Below are 15,958 nucleotides of genomic sequence, written 5' to 3'. Positions count from 1 at the left end.
GCTTAGGTCCGTGCACTTCGCCGAGCTGTCCTCACCGCAGGTGGCGGCCCTGCGGGAGTCCTCGCGGGTCCCGGTGCTGCTGCTGCCGGTGGGGGCGGTGGAGCCGCACGGCCCGCACGCGCCGCTCGGCACGGATCCACTGATCTCCCTGGGCATGTGCGAGCGGACCGCCGCCCGGCTCGCCGACGACCCGGACGTGCGGGTGCTCATCCTGCCGCCGCTGTCCTACGGCGTGACCCGGTACGCGGCGGCGTTCGCGGGGGCCGTCCACATCGGGGCCGAGACCCTGCACGCGCTGGTCGTCGACGTCTGCACCGCGCTGGCCGACCAGGGGCTGCCCAGGGTGCTGCTGGTGAACAACCACTTCGAGCCGGACCACGTCGCCACGCTGCGGCGCGCCGTGCGCACGGTCGAGTCGCTGTCCGGGCACCGGATCGGGCACCTCGACCTGGTGCGGCGCGCGAACGCCCTGCGGCTGACCGAGGAGTTCCGCTCCGGCGAGTGCCACGCGGGCCGCTACGAGACGTCGCTGGTGCTGGCCGAACGGCCCGACCTCGTCGACACCGGGCGGATGCGGTCGCTGCCCCGGGTGCCCGTGAACATGCCCGCGGCCATGGCGGAGGGGCGCGACGACTTCCTGGCGATGGGCATGGAGCAGGCCTACTGCGGCTCGCCAGCCGAGGCCACCGGCGCCGAGGGGGAGGCCACGTTCGACACGCTGACCACGATGCTCGTCGAGGCGATCCGGGACCTGGCATGAACCTCGCGACGTACTTCCTCGACCGCAACCTCGACGAGGGCCGGGGCGAGCGCACCGCACTGCTGTGCGGCGACGAGCGGGTGAGCTACGCGGAGCTGGCCACGCTGGCGAACCGGGCCGGGCACGTGCTCCGCGAGCTCGGTGTCCACAGTGGACAAAGGGTGTTGCTCGCCCTCGCCGACGGGATCGAGTTCGTGGCCACCTGGTACGGCGCGCAGAAGATCGGCGCGGTGACCGCCGAGGTGTACACGTTCCTGCGGCCGGAGGACTACGCCTACTACCTCCAGTACACCGATGCCGACGTCGTGGTGGTCGACGAGGCGACGCTCGACCCGGTGCGGCAGGCGATGACCCGGCCGGTCCGGCTGCTCGTCGCCGGCGTGGCTGACGAGCTGCTGGGCGCCGGCGAGAGTCCGTTCTGGACGATGGTGCGGCGGGCTCCCGGCGAGCTCGACCCCGCCCCGGTCACCCGCGACGACGTGGTGATCTGGAAGTTCACCACGGGCAGCACGGGCAAGCCGAAGGCGTGCGTGCACCCGGCGCGCAGCCCGGTCGAGAGCTTCCGGCGCTACGCGCTCGACGTGCTCGGGATGACCGGCGACGACGTGGTGCTGGCCGTTCCGAAGCTGTTCTTCGGCTATGCCCGCGACCTCGTGGCGATGTTCCCGTTCGGCGTCGGCGGCAGCGGGATCGTGTTCGGCGAGCGCACCACGCCGGAGCGGCTGTTCGAGCTGATCGCGCGGCACCGGCCGACGATCCTGGTGAACGTGCCGACGATGATGGGGGCGATGGCCGCGCACCCCGCCGCGGCCTCGGCCGACCTGAGCTGCCTGCGGCTGTGCACGTCGGCGGGTGAGGCGTTGCCCGCCGAGGTGCACCGGCGGTGGGACGAGGCCTTCGGCGTGCCCGTCGTGGACGGCATCGGCTCGTCGGAGGCCTACCACATCTACCTGTCCAACCGGCCCGGTGACCTCCGGCGCGGCAGCCTGGGCCGCCCGGTGCCCGGGTACACGGCCCGGATCGTCGACGAGTCGGGCGCGGACGTGCCCGACGGGGAGATCGGGATCCTCGAGGTCTCCGGCCCCACCGTGGCCCTGCGGTACTGGCGGGCGCCGGAGAAGTCGGCGGAGACCTTCCACGGCGACACGGTCCGCACGGGCGACCTGTTCAGCCGGGACGCCGACGGGTTCTTCCACCACCACGGCCGCGCCGACGACCTGCTCAAGGTGGGCGGGATGTTCGTGGCGCCCAACGAGATCGAGGACTGCCTGCTGGCGCACCCGGACGTCCTCGACTGCGCCGTCGTCGGTCACACCGAGAACGGCCGGACGCGCCCGCGGGCCTTCGTGGTGCCGCGCGAGGGCGCCACGCTCACCGCCGAGCGGCTCACCGAGTTCGCCCGCGAGCGGCTGGCCGGGCACAAGTACCCGCGCGACATCCGGTTCCTCGACGAGCTGCCGCGCACCGCCAACGGCAAGCTGGACCGCAGGGCCCTGCGCACCCGCTACGCCTGAACCCGCGTGTCCGCCGGTTGCGTACGCGTGTCCGCCGGTTGTGTACGCGTGTCCGCGTCGCGCGGCGCGGGAACGCGTGCGCCGAGCGCGGACACGCCGAGGGCGGCGTGCACGGCGGCCTCGGCGAGACCGGCCAGCTCCCGGCGGTCGGCCGCCCGGCCGGGTGCGATCTCCGGGCACACGAACACCTCGAGCACCAGGCCCCGCAGCCGCAGCACCCGGCGCAGCGACTCGATCAGCGACTCGGGCCCGATGAACGCGGGCTCGGTGGTCTCCCTGCCGTCGGCGAGCCGGTAGCGCAGCGCCACCGGCCGGACGGGGACACCGCCGTCGATCGCCGCCTGGAACGCGGCCGGCCGGAACCGCCCGGACGCCCGCCCGCACCAGGTCGTGCCCTCGGGGGTGACGCTGACCAGCGAGCCGCCGCGCAGCGCCGCGGCGAGCTCGGCCATCGTGCCGGGCAGGGCGGAGAGCCGTTCGCGGTCGAGGTAGATGCTGCCCGCACGGGTGACGAGCCCGCCGAGCACCGGCCAGCCCGCGATCTCCTGCTTGGCGAGCGCGCGCATGGGCCGGACGGCGTTGACGCCGACGATGTCGAGCCACGAGATGTGGTTGTTGACCACCAGCGCACCGCGGCCCGCGGCCTCGATCGCGCCGTGCACGACCAGCCGCACGCCGAAGGCGCGGAGCACGCCCCGGAACACGCCGCGCAGCAGCCGGTCCCGCGCCCCCGGCCGCACCACGAACAGCAGCGGCGCGACCAGCAACGCGAAGGTGACCACGGCCACGGCCGCGATGAGCCGCACCGCCCGGCGGAGCGGCCCGACGGCCGGGGCGCCCGGTGCCAGGCAGCCCGGGCCGCACGGCGAGGCCGGCATCCAGGGATGGGTCATCAGCCGATCCCGAGGAAGAACTTCAGGTACCGCTCGTCGACCTGCTGGAGGTCGAGCAGCACGAAGAAGTCGGCGACGCCGAAGTCCGGGTCGTGGGCGGGCGGGCCGCACACGCGGGCGCCGAGGCGGAGGTAGCCGCGCAGCAGGGGCGGGAGGAGCGCCCGGTCCGGGCGGGCGACGTCCTCGTCGTGCCACGGGCGCAGCGGCGCCACCCGCTCCGACTCGGGCGCGTAGTGCCTGCTCCGCACGACATCCCAGACCCCCGCGGCAAAGGCCCCGCCGTCGGTGAGCGGCACCGAGGCGCAGCCCGCGAGGTAGCGATGCCCGGACAGCAGCATGTACCGCGCGATGCCCGCCCACACCAGGCTCACGACGGCGCCGCTGCGGTGCGCGGCGTCCACGCACGAGCGCCCGGTCTCGACGAGCGAGCCGCGCAAGGGGGCGAGGGCGGAGAGGTCGAACTCCGTGTCGGCGTAGAGCCGGCCCGCCTCCCTGGCGCGGTCGGGCGGCAGCATCCGGTAGGTGCCGACGATCTCGCCGGTGTTGTCGTCGCGGACCACCAGGTGGTCGCAGAACGCGTCGAAGGGGTCGATGTCGAGGCCGGGTCGCGGCGAGTCCAGCCGGGCGCCCATCTCGTCCGCGAACACGCGGTGGCGCAACCGCTGGGCGGCGACGACCTCGTCGTTGTCGTTGGCGACGAGCAGCGAGTACCGGGGCGCCCCGGCGGGCAGCTCGACGCCCTCCCGGTCAGTGCTGACGAGTAGCTGTGACCGCGTCATGCGACGATCGTCGCCGCGGGAGGCAACCGCCAGGGGTGCCGGTCATGACACCCCGGTGCACACTCCGTGAACTGCCCCAAACGCGAGTGAAGGCCACCCTGAGTGCGTTGGACGCACTCAGGGTGGCCTTCACTGCACGCGGGTCAGCCCTTGCGCTTGGCGACCTCGTCGGTCAGCTGCGGGGCGACGTCGAACAGGTCGCCCACGACGCCGAAGTCGGCGATCTCGAAGATCGGCGCCTCGGGGTCCTTGTTGACCGCGACGATGGTCTTCGAGGTCTGCATGCCCGCGCGGTGCTGGATCGCGCCGGAGATGCCGAGCGCGATGTACAGCTGCGGCGACACGGTCTTGCCGGTCTGCCCGACCTGGAACTGCGCCGGGTAGTAGCCGGAGTCCACCGCGGCCCGCGAGGCACCGACGGCCGCGCCGAGGGAGTCGGCGAGCTTCTCCACGACCTCGAATTTCTCGGCCGAGCCGACGCCACGGCCACCGGAGACGACCACCGTCGCCTCGGTGAGCTCGGGGCGGTCACCGCCGACGGCGGGCTCGACGCCGGTGATCCGGGCCGACTTCGCCGGGTCGGCGGCGGGCAGCTCGACGGTCTCCTCCGCCGCGGCGCCCTCCGCCCGCTCGGCGTCGACGCTGCCCGGGCGGACCGAGATGACCGGCGCACCCTTGGCGGCCCTGGCCTTCACCGAGAACGCGCCACCGAAGATCGACTGGTCCACGCTGCCGTCGGCGTTGACGCCGACCGCGTCCACCAGCACGCCGGAGCCGAGCCGGACGGCGAGGCGGCCGGACACCTCCTTGCCCTCGGCCGTGGCGGCCACGAGGACCGCCGCCGGGGACGCGGTGCCCGCGACCGTGGCCAGCGCGTCGACCTTCGGCGTCACCAGGTAGCCCGCCGCGTCGTCGGACTCGGCGACGTACACCTTCTGCGCGCCGTAGGCGGCCAGCGTCTCCTTGACCTTCGCCGCGGTGCCGGGGGCGCCGACGACGACCGCGGACGGCTCGCCGAGCGCGCGGGCCGCGGTCAGCAGCTCCAGGGTGACCTTCTTGACCTCACCGTCGACCTGGTCGACGAGAACAAGTACTTCAGCCATTCTTCGTCTCCTTAGTCTCAGATGAGCTTCTGGCCGACCAGGTACTCGGCGATCTTCGTGCCGCCGTCACCCTCGTCGTCCACCCGCTGGCCCGCGGTGCGCGGCGGCTTCGGGGCCGCCTCGAGCACGGTGGACCAGGCGTTGGCGAGGCCGACCTCACCGGCGTCCACGCCCAGGTCGGCGACGGTCAGTGTCTCGACCGGCTTCTTCTTCGCGGCCATGATGCCCTTGAACGACGGGTACCGCGGCTCGTTGATCTTCTCCGTCACGCTGATCACGGCGGGCAGGCCGGCCTCGAGGTGGGTCAGGCCCTCCTCGGTCTCGCGGTCGACCTGCACGGTCGAGCCGTCGACGGTGACCTGCCTGGCGTGGGTCAGCTGCGGCATGCCCAGCAGCTCCGCGAGCATGGCGGGCACCGCGCCGCCCCGGCCGTCGGAGGCCTCGTTGCCGGCGATGACCAGGTCGACGCCCTCCACCCGGCCGATGGCGGCGGCGATCACCTTGGCCGTGGCCACCATGTCCGAGCCGTGCAGCGACTCGTCGGAGACGTGGATGGCCTTGTCGGCACCCATCGACAGCGCCTTGCGGATGGCGTCGGTGGCGCGGTCGGGTCCGACGCAGAGGACGGTCACCTCCCCCTCGCTCGCCTCCTTGATCTTGAGCGCCTCCTCGACGGCGCGCTCGTTGATCTCGTCGAGCACGGCGTCGGCGGACTCCCGGTCCAGCGTGTGGTCGGACTCGTTGAGTTTGCGCTCCGAGTAGGTGTCTGGCACCTGCTTGACCAGTACGACGATGTTGGGCATGGGTCTCCTTCGACCTCCTGAGTATCGGTCAGGGGTGGGGCGCGGTGTGGCCGTGCCTCGGCGTGCGCACACATGCGTTACTGGCCGGTAGATTAGGCCGGAAACGCACCCGCTGACCCCGCGAGGTGACGGCATTCACCTGGAATCGCGATTTACTGGGACGATAGTTCCACTAACTCGCCGACTCAGTTCAGACTACTCCACGTGCGCGCTCAGCGACCGAAAGGCGCAACGCTCTACTACTAACGGGTGGGTGTTCGCTAGCCTCCGGTGCTGTGCCCGTAGCAGTGATCACCGATTCGACCGCCTGCCTTCCCGAACAGATGGCGGCGCAGTGGGGCATCTCGGTCGTCCAGGTCCAGATCGTGACGGACGACCGCATCGACGACGAGGCCCGTTTCGACCGGGCCGAGCTGATCGAGATGCTGCGCTCGGGCCGTCCCGTCTCCACCAGACCGCCGGACCCGGGGGCCTTCTTCTGGACCTTCGCCGACGCCGTCAGCGCGGGCGCCACCGCCATCGTCAGCCTGCACATCTCCGAGCGGATGTCGGCGACCGCGGAGGCCGCCAGGGAGGCCGCCCAGCAGATCCGGGTGCCCGTCTACGTCATCGACAGCGGCACCACCGGCATGAGCCTGGGCTTCGCGGCCCTGTCCGCGGCCAGGGCCGCCGCCGCGGGCGCCGACCCCCAGCGGGTCATCGAGGCGGCCCACCGCCGCTACCGGTTCGCGAGCGAGTTCGTCTACGTCGACACGCTGGAGTACCTCCGGCGCGGCGGGCGGATCGGCAAGGCCTCGGCCTTTCTCGGCACCGCCTTCTCGGTGAAACCGCTGCTCACGGTGGCCGAAGGAGAGGTGGCGCCACTGACAAGGGTCGCGGGCGGCAAGCGAGCCCTCGCCAAGCTCGCCGACCTCGCCGTGCGGCGGGCCGGCTCGGCCCCGGTCGACGTCGCCATCGCGTGCGCGACCCCGTCCGACCGCGAGCTGGGCATGGTCCAGCAGCTACGATCGCGCGTGCCCGAGCTGCGGGAGATCGTCCTGGTGCGGGCCAGTACGGTCATCGCGGCGCACGTCGGCCCCGGCGCACTGGGCATCACCGTCTCCCCGGCCGCGTGAGCAGGAACTCGCACCCGCTCGCGCACGTTGGTGGTACGTGCCGGCCCGCCGAGCACCGGCACAGTGGAGGTTCACCATGGCATCGCTGTTCAGCAAGCTCGTCCGGATCGCGCGCAGCCCGCAGGGCCGCCGGGCCATCGAGCAGGCGAGGCGGGCGGCCAAGGACCCCCGTACGCGACAGCAGGCCAAGGAGGCCGTCGACCGCCTCCGCGGCCGGGGCAAGGGGCCAGGCGCCCCGCCGCCCGCCGGTCGCTGACCGCACCGCCGTTACGCTCGCCGGTGTGACCACGACGCCATCCGACCGGGCGGAGACCCTGCACCTCACCGGCGAGCGCACCGTGCCGGGGGTGCCGGAGGAGAACTACTGGTTCCGGCGCCACGAGGCCGCGTACCTCGCGCTGCTGCCGTACTGCTCCGATGCCACCGTGCTCGAGGCGGGCTGCGGCGAGGGCTACGGCGCCGGGCTCATCGCGCGGCACGCGGCGCGGGTGGTCGCGCTCGACTACGACGAGCAGGCCGCGGCGCACGTGGCGGACCGCTATCCCGGGGTGCACGCCGTCCGCGCCAACCTCGCGTTCCTGCCCGTGCGCGACCGCGCCCTGGACGTCGTCGCCAACTTCCAGGTGATCGAGCACCTCTGGGACCAGGCCGGCTTCCTCGCCGAATGCGGGCGGGTGCTGCGTCCCGGCGGCAGGCTGCTCGTCACCACACCCAACCGGCTCACCTTCACCCCCGACAGTGACACACCGCTGAATCCCTACCACACCAGGGAACTTTCACCGTCCGAACTGGACTCACTGCTGCGCGAGGCCGGGTTCGAGGTGGAGCTGCTGCACGGTCTGCACCACGGCCCCGCCGTGCGCGAGCTCGACGAGCGCTACGGCGGATCGATCATCGACGCGCAGCTCGACGTGGTGCTGGGCAGCCTGCCCGGCCAGGCGCGCTGGCCCGCCGGGCTGCTCGCCGACGTGGCCGCCATCCGGGCCGACGGCTTCACCGTGCACGGCGACGACCTCGACGCGAGCCTGGACCTCCTCGCGGTGGCGGTGCGGCCGTGACCGGGCCGGGCTCGGAGGGCACCTTCTGCCTCGTCCTGCACAGCCACCTGCCGTGGCTGGCGCACCACGGGTCGTGGCCGGTCGGTGAGGAGTGGCTGTACCAGGCGTGGGCGCACTCGTACCTGCCGGTGGCGGACCTGCTGCGCCGGTTCGCGGACGAGGGCAGGCGGGACGTGCTGACGCTCGGCGTCACCCCGGTGCTCGCCGCGCAGCTCGACGACCCGTACTGCCTGCGCACCTTCCACTCCTGGCTCGGCGACTGGCAGCTGCGCGCCCAGCACGCCGGGACCCTCTGGCGCTCCGACCGCCTGCTCGGCGCGCTCGCCGCGGACGAGTACCGGGCGGCGACCGCCGCGCTGAGCGACTTCGAACAGCGCTGGCGGCACGGTTTCTCCCCGATCCTGCGGTCCCTGGTGGACTCCGGTGTGGTCGAGCTGCTCGGCGGGCCGCTCACCCACCCCTTCCAGCCGCTGCTCGACGAGCGGGTCCGGTCGTTCGCCCTGCGCGGCGGGCTGGCCGACACGCGGCTGCGCACCGGGCACCGGCCCGAGGGCGTCTGGGCACCGGAATGCGGGTACGCCCCCGGGATGGAGGGCGGCTACGCGGCCGAGGGGGTCCGGCGGTTCCTTGTGGACGGTCCCTCGCTGCGCGGAGACACCGCCGCGGCACGCCCGGTCGGCTCCAGCGACGTCGTGTGCTTCGGCCGCGATCTGGAGGTGACCTACCGGGTGTGGTCGCCGAAGGCTGGCTATCCCGGCCACAGCGCCTACCGCGACTTCCACACGTGGGCGCACGAGGTGGGCCTGAAGCCGTCGCGAGTCACCGGCAAGCACATCGAACCCGCCGGAAAGGCGCCCTACGACCCGGCGCTCGCCGCCGACACGTTACGGCTGCACGTCAAGGACTTCGTCGACACGGTCGTGGCCAGGTTGCGGCAGCTGCGGGAGCGGCACGGCCGCCGCTCGCTCGTCGTCGCGGCCTACGACACCGAACTGTTCGGGCACTGGTGGCACGAGGGGCCCGCCTGGCTGGAGGGCGTGCTGCGGGCACTGCCCGAGGCGGGGGTGCACGTGACGACCCTGAACGGGGCGCTGGAGGCCGGGCACCTCGGCGCGCCGGTCGACCTGCCCGCCTCGTCGTGGGGGTCCGGAAAGGACTGGCGGGTGTGGGACGGGGAGCAGGTCGCCGACATGGTGGCCGACAACACCGCGCTGCAGCGGCGGCTGCTGGACCTGCGGGTACGTCCGGGTTCCCGCGACCCGGTCGCCGACCAGGCGGTGCGGGAGGCGCTGCTGGCGCTGTCGAGCGACTGGGCGTTCATGGTGACGAAGGACTCCGCCGCCGACTACGCGCGGCGGCGCGCGCGGGTGCACACCGAACGGTTCGACGAACTCGCCGCCCTGCACCGCTCCGGCGCCCCGGACGCGGCCACCGTCGCCGCCCGGCTGCGTGCGCAGGACGGCCCCTTCGGCCATCTCGACGCCCGCGCCCTGCTGCCCGCTCGCACGGGAGAACCGGTCGCTCACTCGCGAGTCACCCACGCAGGTGGGACGCCGCCTCGTTAGCGGTATTCACCGGATCCCGCCGCCGGATGGCGTGGTCCACTGCACACATGGACGCATCGAAGGTGATTCCCCGACACCGCCTCTTCGTCGCACTGCTGGCCTCCTGCCTCGTCCTGGTCCTCGGCTCCGCGGCGGCCGCGGCCTCCCCGGGCGCCGTGACGGGACCGAAGAAGGACCTGAAGGTGCACGCCGCGGTGGACAAGAAGGTCGTCAAGGTCAACGAGAAGGTCAAGCTGCGTGGCGCGCTGGAGGTGCGGTCGCAGGGCAAGGGACGCGCCGACGCCTCCGGCGGTCTCGAACCGGTCATCGTGCAGAGCCTGCAGGCCGGCGCGTGGGTGAACCTGACGACCTCCTCGTGCCGCCCCAACGGGAAGTTCTTCCTGAACCTGAGCTTCAGCTTCTCGGCGAACCTCACCCTGCGCGTCTACCACCCGGAGACGCACGTCTACGCCTCGGCCTACTCGGAGCTGGTCACGCTCGCCGTGATCTGAGCGCGGGCCGCGGCGAGCACCGCCCGGTTCCGCTCGGCGATCTCCGGCTCGGCCACCTTCACGACGCGGCGGTCGTACGTCAGCAACCCGTTGACCTCGTTCTCCACGTCCGTGGTCTGCGTGTAGATCGCGCCGGACAGCCCGTGCTCACGCACCAGCCGCTCCAGCTCGCGGGTCAGCTCGACGTAGCGCCGGGTGAGCGCGGCGGAGTCGGCGGCAAGCTCGTACGCGAACGGCTCACCCGGCCAGGTGTGCCCGGCCACGACCAGCCCGATCCCGCCGTACTCGCCGTCGAGCAGCGCCCGGCCGTCCCGCACCCGCGGGCGGCCGGGCCCCACGTACGTGTGGTCGTCGTAGACGTCGCCCGCGCCGGAGTCCGGGTGCGAGTGGCAGCAGTTCACCCCGCTCGCCGCGATGACCAGCCGCCCGGGGTCGGCGGCCTTGACCTCCGCGGTGAGGCGGGCGGTGTCGTACTCGCCCCATCCCTCGTTGAACACGACCCACCCGATGACCGACGTGCTGCCGCGCAGCGCGCGGAGCAGGTCGGCGAGCCCGGCCTCGAACCGCTCCCGGGCCCTGGCCACGGGCGGCGCCTGCGGGCCGGGCGGGTGCTCCAGCACGACGGGCAGCGACGGCATGTCCTGCCACACCAGCAGGCCGAGCCGGTCGGCCCAGTGGTACCAGCGTGCGGGCTCGACCTTGGCATGCTTGCGGACGCAGTTGAAGCCCAGCGCCTTGGTGCGCTCCAGGTCGTACCGCAGCGCCTCGTCGGTGGGGGCCGTGTAGCCGCCGTCCGGCCAGTAGCCCTGGTCGAGCAGGCCGTGCAGGAACGTGATGCGCCCGTTGAGCGCGATCCGGGGCCTGCCGTCCGCGTCCTCGGCCAGCCCGATCGTGCGCAGGCCCGTGTAGCTGGCGACCTCGTCCACGAGGTCTCCGCCCGCGTCCAGCACCCGGACGGTCAGGTCGTACAGGTACGGGTCGTCGGGGCTCCACGGCCTCGGCTCGGGAACGTCCAGCCGCAGCGGCGTTCCGGGTCCCCCGGTGCGGGCCGTGACCCGCGTCCCGTCGCGGTGGCGCACCGCCACCTCGACGGTCTCGCCGCCGGTGCCGCCGCGGACGTGCGGCGTCACGGTGACCCCGGTCAGGTCGGGGGTCATGTCGAGGTCCGCCAGGTACACCGCGGGCACCGGCTCCAGCCAGACGGTCTGCCAGATGCCCGAGGCGCCGGTGTAGAGGATGCCGCCGGGCTCGTTGGCCTGCTTGCCGACCGGGAACGTACCGCGGTTGCCGAGGTCCTCGGCGTGGACCAGCAGTTCCTGCTCACCTTCGGGCCGGAGCACGCCGGTGACGTCGGCGGTGAAGCCGGTGTAGCCGCCCTCGTGCTCGGCGACCCGCTGGTGGTTCACCCACACCGTCGCGACCTGGTCGACCGCGCCGAAGTGCAGCAGCACCCGGCCGCGTGGCCAGTCCTCCGGCACCGTGAACGTGCGCCGGTACCACATCCGCTCGTCGCGGCGGCCGATGCCGGACAGCGCCGACTCCGGCGGGAACGGCACCAGGATGCGCTCGCCACGCCGGGTCGGCCCGTCCCCGGTGCGGGCGGTGTACTCCCAGTGCCCGTTGAGGTTGAGCCACCGCGGCCGGACCAGCCGTGGCCTGGGGTACTCCGGCAGGCAGGAGGTGCCATGGTCGCCGCCGGCCTGGTCGGTCCAGGGCGTGGAGAGCGGGGGTCGCACGGTCATCGTCGTGATGGTCGCAGACAACGGGCGACGCGTCGCCGCGGCCGAACGGACTCATGAGTAACCTCCACTCATGCGCGTGCTGATGCTGTCGTGGGAGTACCCGCCTGTCGTGGTCGGGGGCCTCGCCCGGCACGTCCACGCGTTGGCCCGCCACCTGGTGCGGGACGGGCACGAGGTGGTGGTGCTGTGCCGGCACGCCGCGGGCACGGACGCGGAGACCCACCCGAGGACCGACCGGGTCGTCGAGGGTGTGCGGATCATCCGGGTCGCGGAGGACCCGATGCACGTCACCTTCGAGCGGGATCTCGTCGCGTGGACGCTCGCGATGGGGCACGCCATGGTGCGCGCGGGCACCGACCTGCTGCGCACGTGGCAGCCGGAGGTGGTGCACGCGCACGACTGGCTCGTCACGCACCCGGCGATCGCGCTGGCCGAGGCGGCGCGGGTGCCGCTGGTCGGCACGATCCACGCCACGGAGGCGGGCAGGCACTCCGGGTGGCTGTCGCATCCGCTCAACCAGCAGGTGCACTCGGTGGAGTGGTGGCTGGCCAACCGGGCGGACGCGCTGATCACCTGCTCCCAGGCGATGCGCCGGGAGGTGGCGCACCTGTTCGAGCTGTCGACGGACGACATCACGGTGATCCACAACGGCATCGAGGAGCGCAGCTGGCAGGTCACCGAGGAGGAGATCCGCCGCGCCAGGGAGGCGCACAGCCCCGGCGGCGCGCCGCTGCTGCTCTACTTCGGCAGGCTGGAGTGGGAGAAGGGTGTGCAGGACCTGCTCGCGGCGATGCCCGCGATCCGCAGGCGCCATCCCGGCACCCGGCTGGTGGTGGCGGGCAAGGGCAGGCACCTGCAGGAACTCACCGAGCAGGCCCGCAAGCTGCGGCTGGTGCGGGCGATCGACTTCGTCGGGCACCTGTCCGACCGGGACCTGCGCGCGGTCCTGTCCGCCGCCGACGCCGTCGTGCTGCCCAGCCGGTACGAGCCGTTCGGGATCGTCGCGCTGGAGGCCGCCGCCGCGAAGGCACCGCTGGTGGCCTCCACGGCGGGCGGCCTCGGCGAGGTGGTGGTGGACGGCGAGACGGGGCTGGCCTTCTCCCCCGGTGACGTTCCGGCGATGACGGACGCGGTGGACGCCGTGCTCGCCGACGCGCGGGCCGCCGAGCGGCGGGCCGCGACGGCGCAGTCCCGGCTCGCCGCCGACTTCGACTGGGCCCGGATCGCCGCCGCGACCGCGGAGGTGTACCGGCGGGCCAGGCCGGGCGGGCCGCAGGAGCTGGCCCGCCCGAAGATCGCGACCGGCAACGCCTTCGAGCCGTGACCCGCGTGAGCGAGCGGGCCGTCAGAACACCGGGAGCGGCCTGCCGCGCTCGCCGTCCGGGCGCGGGCCGATGATGCGCCGCTCCGCCTCGGTGATCGGCACGTCGTTGATGCTGGCCTCGCGGCGGCGCATGAGCCCGTCGTCGGTGAACTCCCACAGCTCGTTGCCGTAGCTGCGCCACCACTGGCCCGCGCTGTCGTGGCACTCGTACTGGAAGCGCACCGCGATGCGGTTGCCCCGGAAGCCCCACAGCTCCTTGCGCAGCGCGTAGTCGAGCTCCCGCGCCCACTTCTCGCGCAGGAACTCCACGATCTGGGCCCGGCCGACGACGTGCCGGTCACGGTTGCGCCACACCGAGTCCTCGGTGTAGGCGAGCGCGACGCGTTCGGGATCCCTGGTGTTCCAGGCGTCCTCGGCGGCCTGGACCTTCTGGGCCGCGGTCTGCTCGTCGAACGGCGGGAACGGCGGGCGGGACATGAGCTCCTCCTCATCCGGAGAACGGTCGTTCTCCGCTCGTCCGCTATCGTAGAGAACGACCGTTCTCCGCGCCAGGGATCGAGGGACATGGATCAGCAGGAGGCCACCGCCCGGCTGCTCGACGCGGCCGAGGCGGAGTTCTACGAGCACGGGGTGCGGGGCGTCGGGATGGACGTCATCCGCGGCCGCTCCGGTGTCTCGCTCAAGCGGATGTACCAGTGCTTCCCGTCCAAGGACAGCCTGGTCGAGGCGTATCTGGAGCGGCGGGACGAGCGGTGGCGGCGGTCGCTGGCCGACTACGTCGCCACGCACGGCGACGAGCCGCTGGCCGTGTTCGACTGGCTGCGCACCTGGTTCGCCGAGCCCGGGTTCCGCGGGTGCGCGTTCGTCAACTCGTTCGGCGAGCTCGGCGCGGACTCACCCGCCGTCGCCGCGGCGGCCCGGCGGCACAAGGACGCCGTCCGCGACTACCTGCGCACCCTGACCGGGCGCCTGGACGTGCCCGATCCGGACCGGCTCGCCGAGCAACTGCTGACGCTGGTGGAGGGCGCGATCGCGCTCGCCGCGATCCGGGCCGACCCCGGGGCCGCCCGCACCGCCCGCGCCGCTGCCGAAACCCTCCTCACCACCGCCCGCCCCCACCCCTGAGCCGAAAGCAGTGAAGGCCACCTTCACTGCGCCCAATGCAGTGAAGGTGGCCTTCACTGACCGCCGCGGGAGGCGGGGTCAGCGGCAGTCGGTCAGATGGCGGGCGTAGGCGGCGGTGGTGAAGAAGTTCGGCAGCTTCTCGCCGAGCGCGGACTCCACGAAGATCTCCCGCGCCTCGTCGAGCCGGTTGCCGTCGCCGAGGTCGGCGCGCACCCCGGCCAGTTCCTCGTCCAGCAGCCGCTCCACCAGCTCGTGGGTGACGGCCGTGCCGTCCGCCAGCTTCGTGCCGTTGCGGATCCACTGCCAGACCTGGCACCGCGAGATCTCCGCCGTGGCCGCGTCCTCCATCAGGTCGAAGATCGCGGCGGCGCCGGTGCCGCGCAGCCACGAGTCGACATAGCGCAGCGCCACGTTGATGTTCTGGCGCAACCCGGACTCGGTGACCTCGCCGCCCGCGCTCGCGACGTCCAGCAGGTCCTCCGCGGTCACCACGACGTCCTCGCGCAGCTTGCCGAGCTGGTTGGGCCAGCCGCCCAGCACCGCGTCGAACACCTCGCGGCACACCGGCACCAGGCCGGGGTGGGCCACCCAGGAGCCGTCGAAGCCGTCCCCGGCCTCACGCTCCTTGTCCTGCCGCACCTTCTCCAGCGCCCTCGCGTTGACGTCCGGGTCCCGGCTCGGGATGAACGCCGCCATCCCGCCGATCGCGTGCGCGCCCCGCTTGTGGCACGTCCGCACCAGCAGCTCGGTGTAGGCGCGCATGAACGGCACCGTCATCGTCACCTGCGCCCGGTCGGGCAGCACGAAGTCCGCGCCCGCGTCGGCGAAGTTCTTGATGACGCTGAAGATGTAGTCCCAGCGCCCCGCGTTCAGCCCCGCCGCGTGCTCGCGCAGCTCGTAGAGGATCTCGTCCATCTCGAACGCGGCCGTGATCGTCTCGATCAGCACCGTCGCCCGGATGGTGCCCTGCGGGATGCCGAGCTCGCGCTGCGCGAAGCGGAACACGTCGTTCCACAGCCGCGCCTCGTGGTGGCTCTCCAGCTTCGGCAGGTAGAAGTACGGGCCGCTGCCGCGGGCCAGCAGCTGGCGGGCGTTGTGGAAGAAGTACAGCCCGAAGTCGACGAGGCTGGCCGAGACCGGCCTGCCGTCGATCCGGATGTGCTTCTCCACCAGGTGCCAGCCGCGCGGCCGGGCGACGATCGTGGCCGGCTCGTCCCCGATGACGTACCGTTTCCCGCCCTCGGTGGTGAAGTCGATGTTGCGCCGGATCGCGTCGTAGAGGTTCAGCTGACCGCCGATGACGTTCTGCCACGTCGGGGCGAGCGCGTCCTCGAAGTCCGCGAGCCACACCTTCGCGCCGGAGTTGAGCGCGTTGACCGTCATCTTCCGGTCGGTGGGGCCGGTGATCTCCACGCGCCGGTCCTCGAGACCCGGTGCGGGCGCCGCCACGGTCCAGGACTCGTCGTTGCGGATCCGCGCGGTCTCCGGCAGGAAGTCCAGGCGCTCCTCGCCCGAGGCGAGCCGCTCGCGGCGGCGCCTGCGCGCGTCGAGCAGCTCACGCCTGCGGCCGGCGAACGCGTTGTCCAGCCGCGCCACGAAGTCCACCGCGGCGGGGGTGAGGATCTCGTCGAACCGCTCGCCCGCGGGGCCGGAAACGTCGATCCGGTAGTTCAGCGTGTCAGCCAT

General features: G+C 72.9%; 16 protein-coding genes. 9 read left to right on the top strand and 7 right to left on the bottom strand.

Annotation, left to right across the window (positions count from 1 at the left end; translation table 11 throughout):
- Positions 1-10 precede the first annotated feature (10 nt).
- Both B0I33_RS09325 and B0I33_RS09320 read left to right on the top strand, forming a co-directional pair.
- Complete coding sequence (locus B0I33_RS09325; protein WP_106178144.1) at positions 11-760, top strand: creatininase family protein; 750 nt, start codon at positions 11-13, stop codon at positions 758-760.
- Positions 757-2,274, top strand: coding sequence for a benzoate-CoA ligase family protein (locus tag B0I33_RS09320; RefSeq protein WP_106178143.1), 1,518 nt, complete (start codon positions 757-759; stop codon positions 2,272-2,274). The genes B0I33_RS09325 and B0I33_RS09320 overlap by 4 nt, the downstream gene beginning before the upstream one ends.
- Here the strand turns inward: B0I33_RS09320 and B0I33_RS09315 are convergent.
- The 4 genes from B0I33_RS09315 to B0I33_RS09300 form a co-directional block, all read right to left on the bottom strand.
- On the bottom strand, positions 2,265-3,167 hold the full coding sequence (locus B0I33_RS09315) for a lysophospholipid acyltransferase family protein (protein ID WP_106178142.1): 903 nt from the start codon (positions 3,165-3,167) through the stop codon (positions 2,265-2,267). The two genes, B0I33_RS09320 and B0I33_RS09315, sit on opposite strands and share 10 nt — an antisense overlap.
- The gene (locus B0I33_RS09310) at positions 3,167-3,946 is read right to left on the bottom strand and encodes a GNAT family N-acetyltransferase (protein WP_106178141.1); all 780 of its coding nucleotides are present in this window, start codon (positions 3,944-3,946) and stop codon (positions 3,167-3,169) included. Before B0I33_RS09310 ends, B0I33_RS09315 begins: the two co-directional genes overlap by 1 nt.
- A gap of 143 nt (positions 3,947-4,089) precedes the next feature.
- A complete protein-coding gene (locus B0I33_RS09305; protein WP_106178140.1) occupies positions 4,090-5,049 on the bottom strand; it encodes an electron transfer flavoprotein subunit alpha/FixB family protein in 960 nt (319 codons plus the stop codon).
- A gap of 17 nt (positions 5,050-5,066) precedes the next feature.
- Complete coding sequence (locus B0I33_RS09300; RefSeq protein WP_106178139.1) at positions 5,067-5,852, bottom strand: electron transfer flavoprotein subunit beta/FixA family protein; 786 nt, start codon at positions 5,850-5,852, stop codon at positions 5,067-5,069.
- A 275-nt stretch (positions 5,853-6,127) separates the two neighbouring features.
- Between B0I33_RS09300 and B0I33_RS09295 the strand changes: the two genes are divergently transcribed.
- From B0I33_RS09295 to B0I33_RS09275, 5 genes are all read left to right on the top strand, one after another.
- Entirely contained in the window at positions 6,128-6,967 is an 840-nt protein-coding gene (locus B0I33_RS09295; protein WP_106178138.1) for a DegV family protein, read from the top strand.
- Between the two features lie 76 nt (positions 6,968-7,043).
- Positions 7,044-7,223 carry a hypothetical protein gene (locus B0I33_RS09290; RefSeq protein ID WP_106178137.1) on the top strand — a complete coding sequence of 60 codons (180 nt, stop codon included), beginning with the start codon at positions 7,044-7,046 and terminating at the stop codon, positions 7,221-7,223.
- 25 nt (positions 7,224-7,248) lie between these two features.
- A complete protein-coding gene (locus B0I33_RS09285; RefSeq protein ID WP_106178136.1) occupies positions 7,249-8,025 on the top strand; it encodes a class I SAM-dependent methyltransferase in 777 nt (258 codons plus the stop codon).
- A complete protein-coding gene (locus B0I33_RS09280; protein WP_106178135.1) occupies positions 8,022-9,590 on the top strand; it encodes a 1,4-alpha-glucan branching protein domain-containing protein in 1,569 nt (522 codons plus the stop codon). Before B0I33_RS09285 ends, B0I33_RS09280 begins: the two co-directional genes overlap by 4 nt.
- A 47-nt stretch (positions 9,591-9,637) precedes the next feature.
- Complete coding sequence (locus B0I33_RS09275) at positions 9,638-10,081, top strand: hypothetical protein (protein WP_106178134.1); 444 nt, start codon at positions 9,638-9,640, stop codon at positions 10,079-10,081.
- Here the strand turns inward: B0I33_RS09275 and B0I33_RS09270 are convergent.
- Positions 10,048-11,823, bottom strand: a complete 1,776-nt coding sequence (locus B0I33_RS09270) for a glycoside hydrolase family 2 protein (RefSeq protein WP_106178133.1) — start codon at positions 11,821-11,823, stop codon at positions 10,048-10,050. The two genes, B0I33_RS09275 and B0I33_RS09270, sit on opposite strands and share 34 nt — an antisense overlap.
- A gap of 70 nt (positions 11,824-11,893) precedes the next feature.
- Between B0I33_RS09270 and B0I33_RS09265 the strand changes: the two genes are divergently transcribed.
- Positions 11,894-13,147 carry a glycosyltransferase family 4 protein gene (locus B0I33_RS09265; protein WP_106178132.1) on the top strand — a complete coding sequence of 418 codons (1,254 nt, stop codon included), beginning with the start codon at positions 11,894-11,896 and terminating at the stop codon, positions 13,145-13,147.
- Positions 13,148-13,168: 21 nt separating this feature from the next.
- On the opposite strand, the gene B0I33_RS09260 is transcribed toward B0I33_RS09265, so the two are convergent.
- Positions 13,169-13,624: a nuclear transport factor 2 family protein gene (locus B0I33_RS09260; RefSeq protein ID WP_106178131.1), complete on the bottom strand. Its 456-nt coding sequence runs from the start codon at positions 13,622-13,624 to the stop codon at positions 13,169-13,171.
- Positions 13,625-13,711: 87 nt separating this feature from the next.
- On the opposite strand from B0I33_RS09260, the gene B0I33_RS09255 reads away from it, so the two are divergent.
- Entirely contained in the window at positions 13,712-14,272 is a 561-nt protein-coding gene (locus tag B0I33_RS09255) for a TetR/AcrR family transcriptional regulator (protein WP_106178130.1), read from the top strand.
- Positions 14,273-14,350: 78 nt separating this feature from the next.
- On the opposite strand, the gene aceB is transcribed toward B0I33_RS09255, so the two are convergent.
- Entirely contained in the window at positions 14,351-15,958 is a 1,608-nt protein-coding gene (aceB, locus tag B0I33_RS09250) for a malate synthase A (RefSeq protein WP_106178129.1), read from the bottom strand.

Origin of the sequence: Prauserella shujinwangii, assembly GCF_003001955.1 — a bacterium.
Taxonomy (GTDB): domain Bacteria; phylum Actinomycetota; class Actinomycetes; order Mycobacteriales; family Pseudonocardiaceae; genus Qaidamihabitans; species Qaidamihabitans shujinwangii.
The sequence above is the reverse complement of the archived record's forward strand: the minus strand, read 5'-3'. Positions and strand labels throughout refer to the sequence as shown.

What these genes read in the sequence shown, in the direction of transcription:
- B0I33_RS09320 (WP_106178143.1), top strand. Translation starts at nt 757, where the DNA reads ATGAACCTCGCGACGTACTTCCTCGACCGCAACCTCGACGAGGGCCGG.
- B0I33_RS09315 (WP_106178142.1), bottom strand. Translation starts at nt 3,167, where the DNA reads ATGACCCATCCCTGGATGCCGGCCTCGCCGTGCGGCCCGGGCTGCCTG.
- B0I33_RS09310 (WP_106178141.1), bottom strand. Translation starts at nt 3,946, where the DNA reads ATGACGCGGTCACAGCTACTCGTCAGCACTGACCGGGAGGGCGTCGAG.
- B0I33_RS09305 (WP_106178140.1), bottom strand. Translation starts at nt 5,049, where the DNA reads ATGGCTGAAGTACTTGTTCTCGTCGACCAGGTCGACGGTGAGGTCAAG.
- B0I33_RS09300 (WP_106178139.1), bottom strand. Translation starts at nt 5,852, where the DNA reads ATGCCCAACATCGTCGTACTGGTCAAGCAGGTGCCAGACACCTACTCG.
- B0I33_RS09290 (WP_106178137.1), top strand. Translation starts at nt 7,044, where the DNA reads ATGGCATCGCTGTTCAGCAAGCTCGTCCGGATCGCGCGCAGCCCGCAG.
- B0I33_RS09275 (WP_106178134.1), top strand. Translation starts at nt 9,638, where the DNA reads ATGGACGCATCGAAGGTGATTCCCCGACACCGCCTCTTCGTCGCACTG.
- B0I33_RS09270 (WP_106178133.1), bottom strand. Translation starts at nt 11,823, where the DNA reads ATGACCGTGCGACCCCCGCTCTCCACGCCCTGGACCGACCAGGCCGGC.
- B0I33_RS09265 (WP_106178132.1), top strand. Translation starts at nt 11,894, where the DNA reads ATGCGCGTGCTGATGCTGTCGTGGGAGTACCCGCCTGTCGTGGTCGGG.
- B0I33_RS09260 (WP_106178131.1), bottom strand. Translation starts at nt 13,624, where the DNA reads ATGTCCCGCCCGCCGTTCCCGCCGTTCGACGAGCAGACCGCGGCCCAG.
- B0I33_RS09255 (WP_106178130.1), top strand. Translation starts at nt 13,712, where the DNA reads ATGGATCAGCAGGAGGCCACCGCCCGGCTGCTCGACGCGGCCGAGGCG.
- aceB (WP_106178129.1), bottom strand. Translation starts at nt 15,958, where the DNA reads ATGGCTGACACGCTGAACTACCGGATCGACGTTTCCGGCCCCGCGGGC.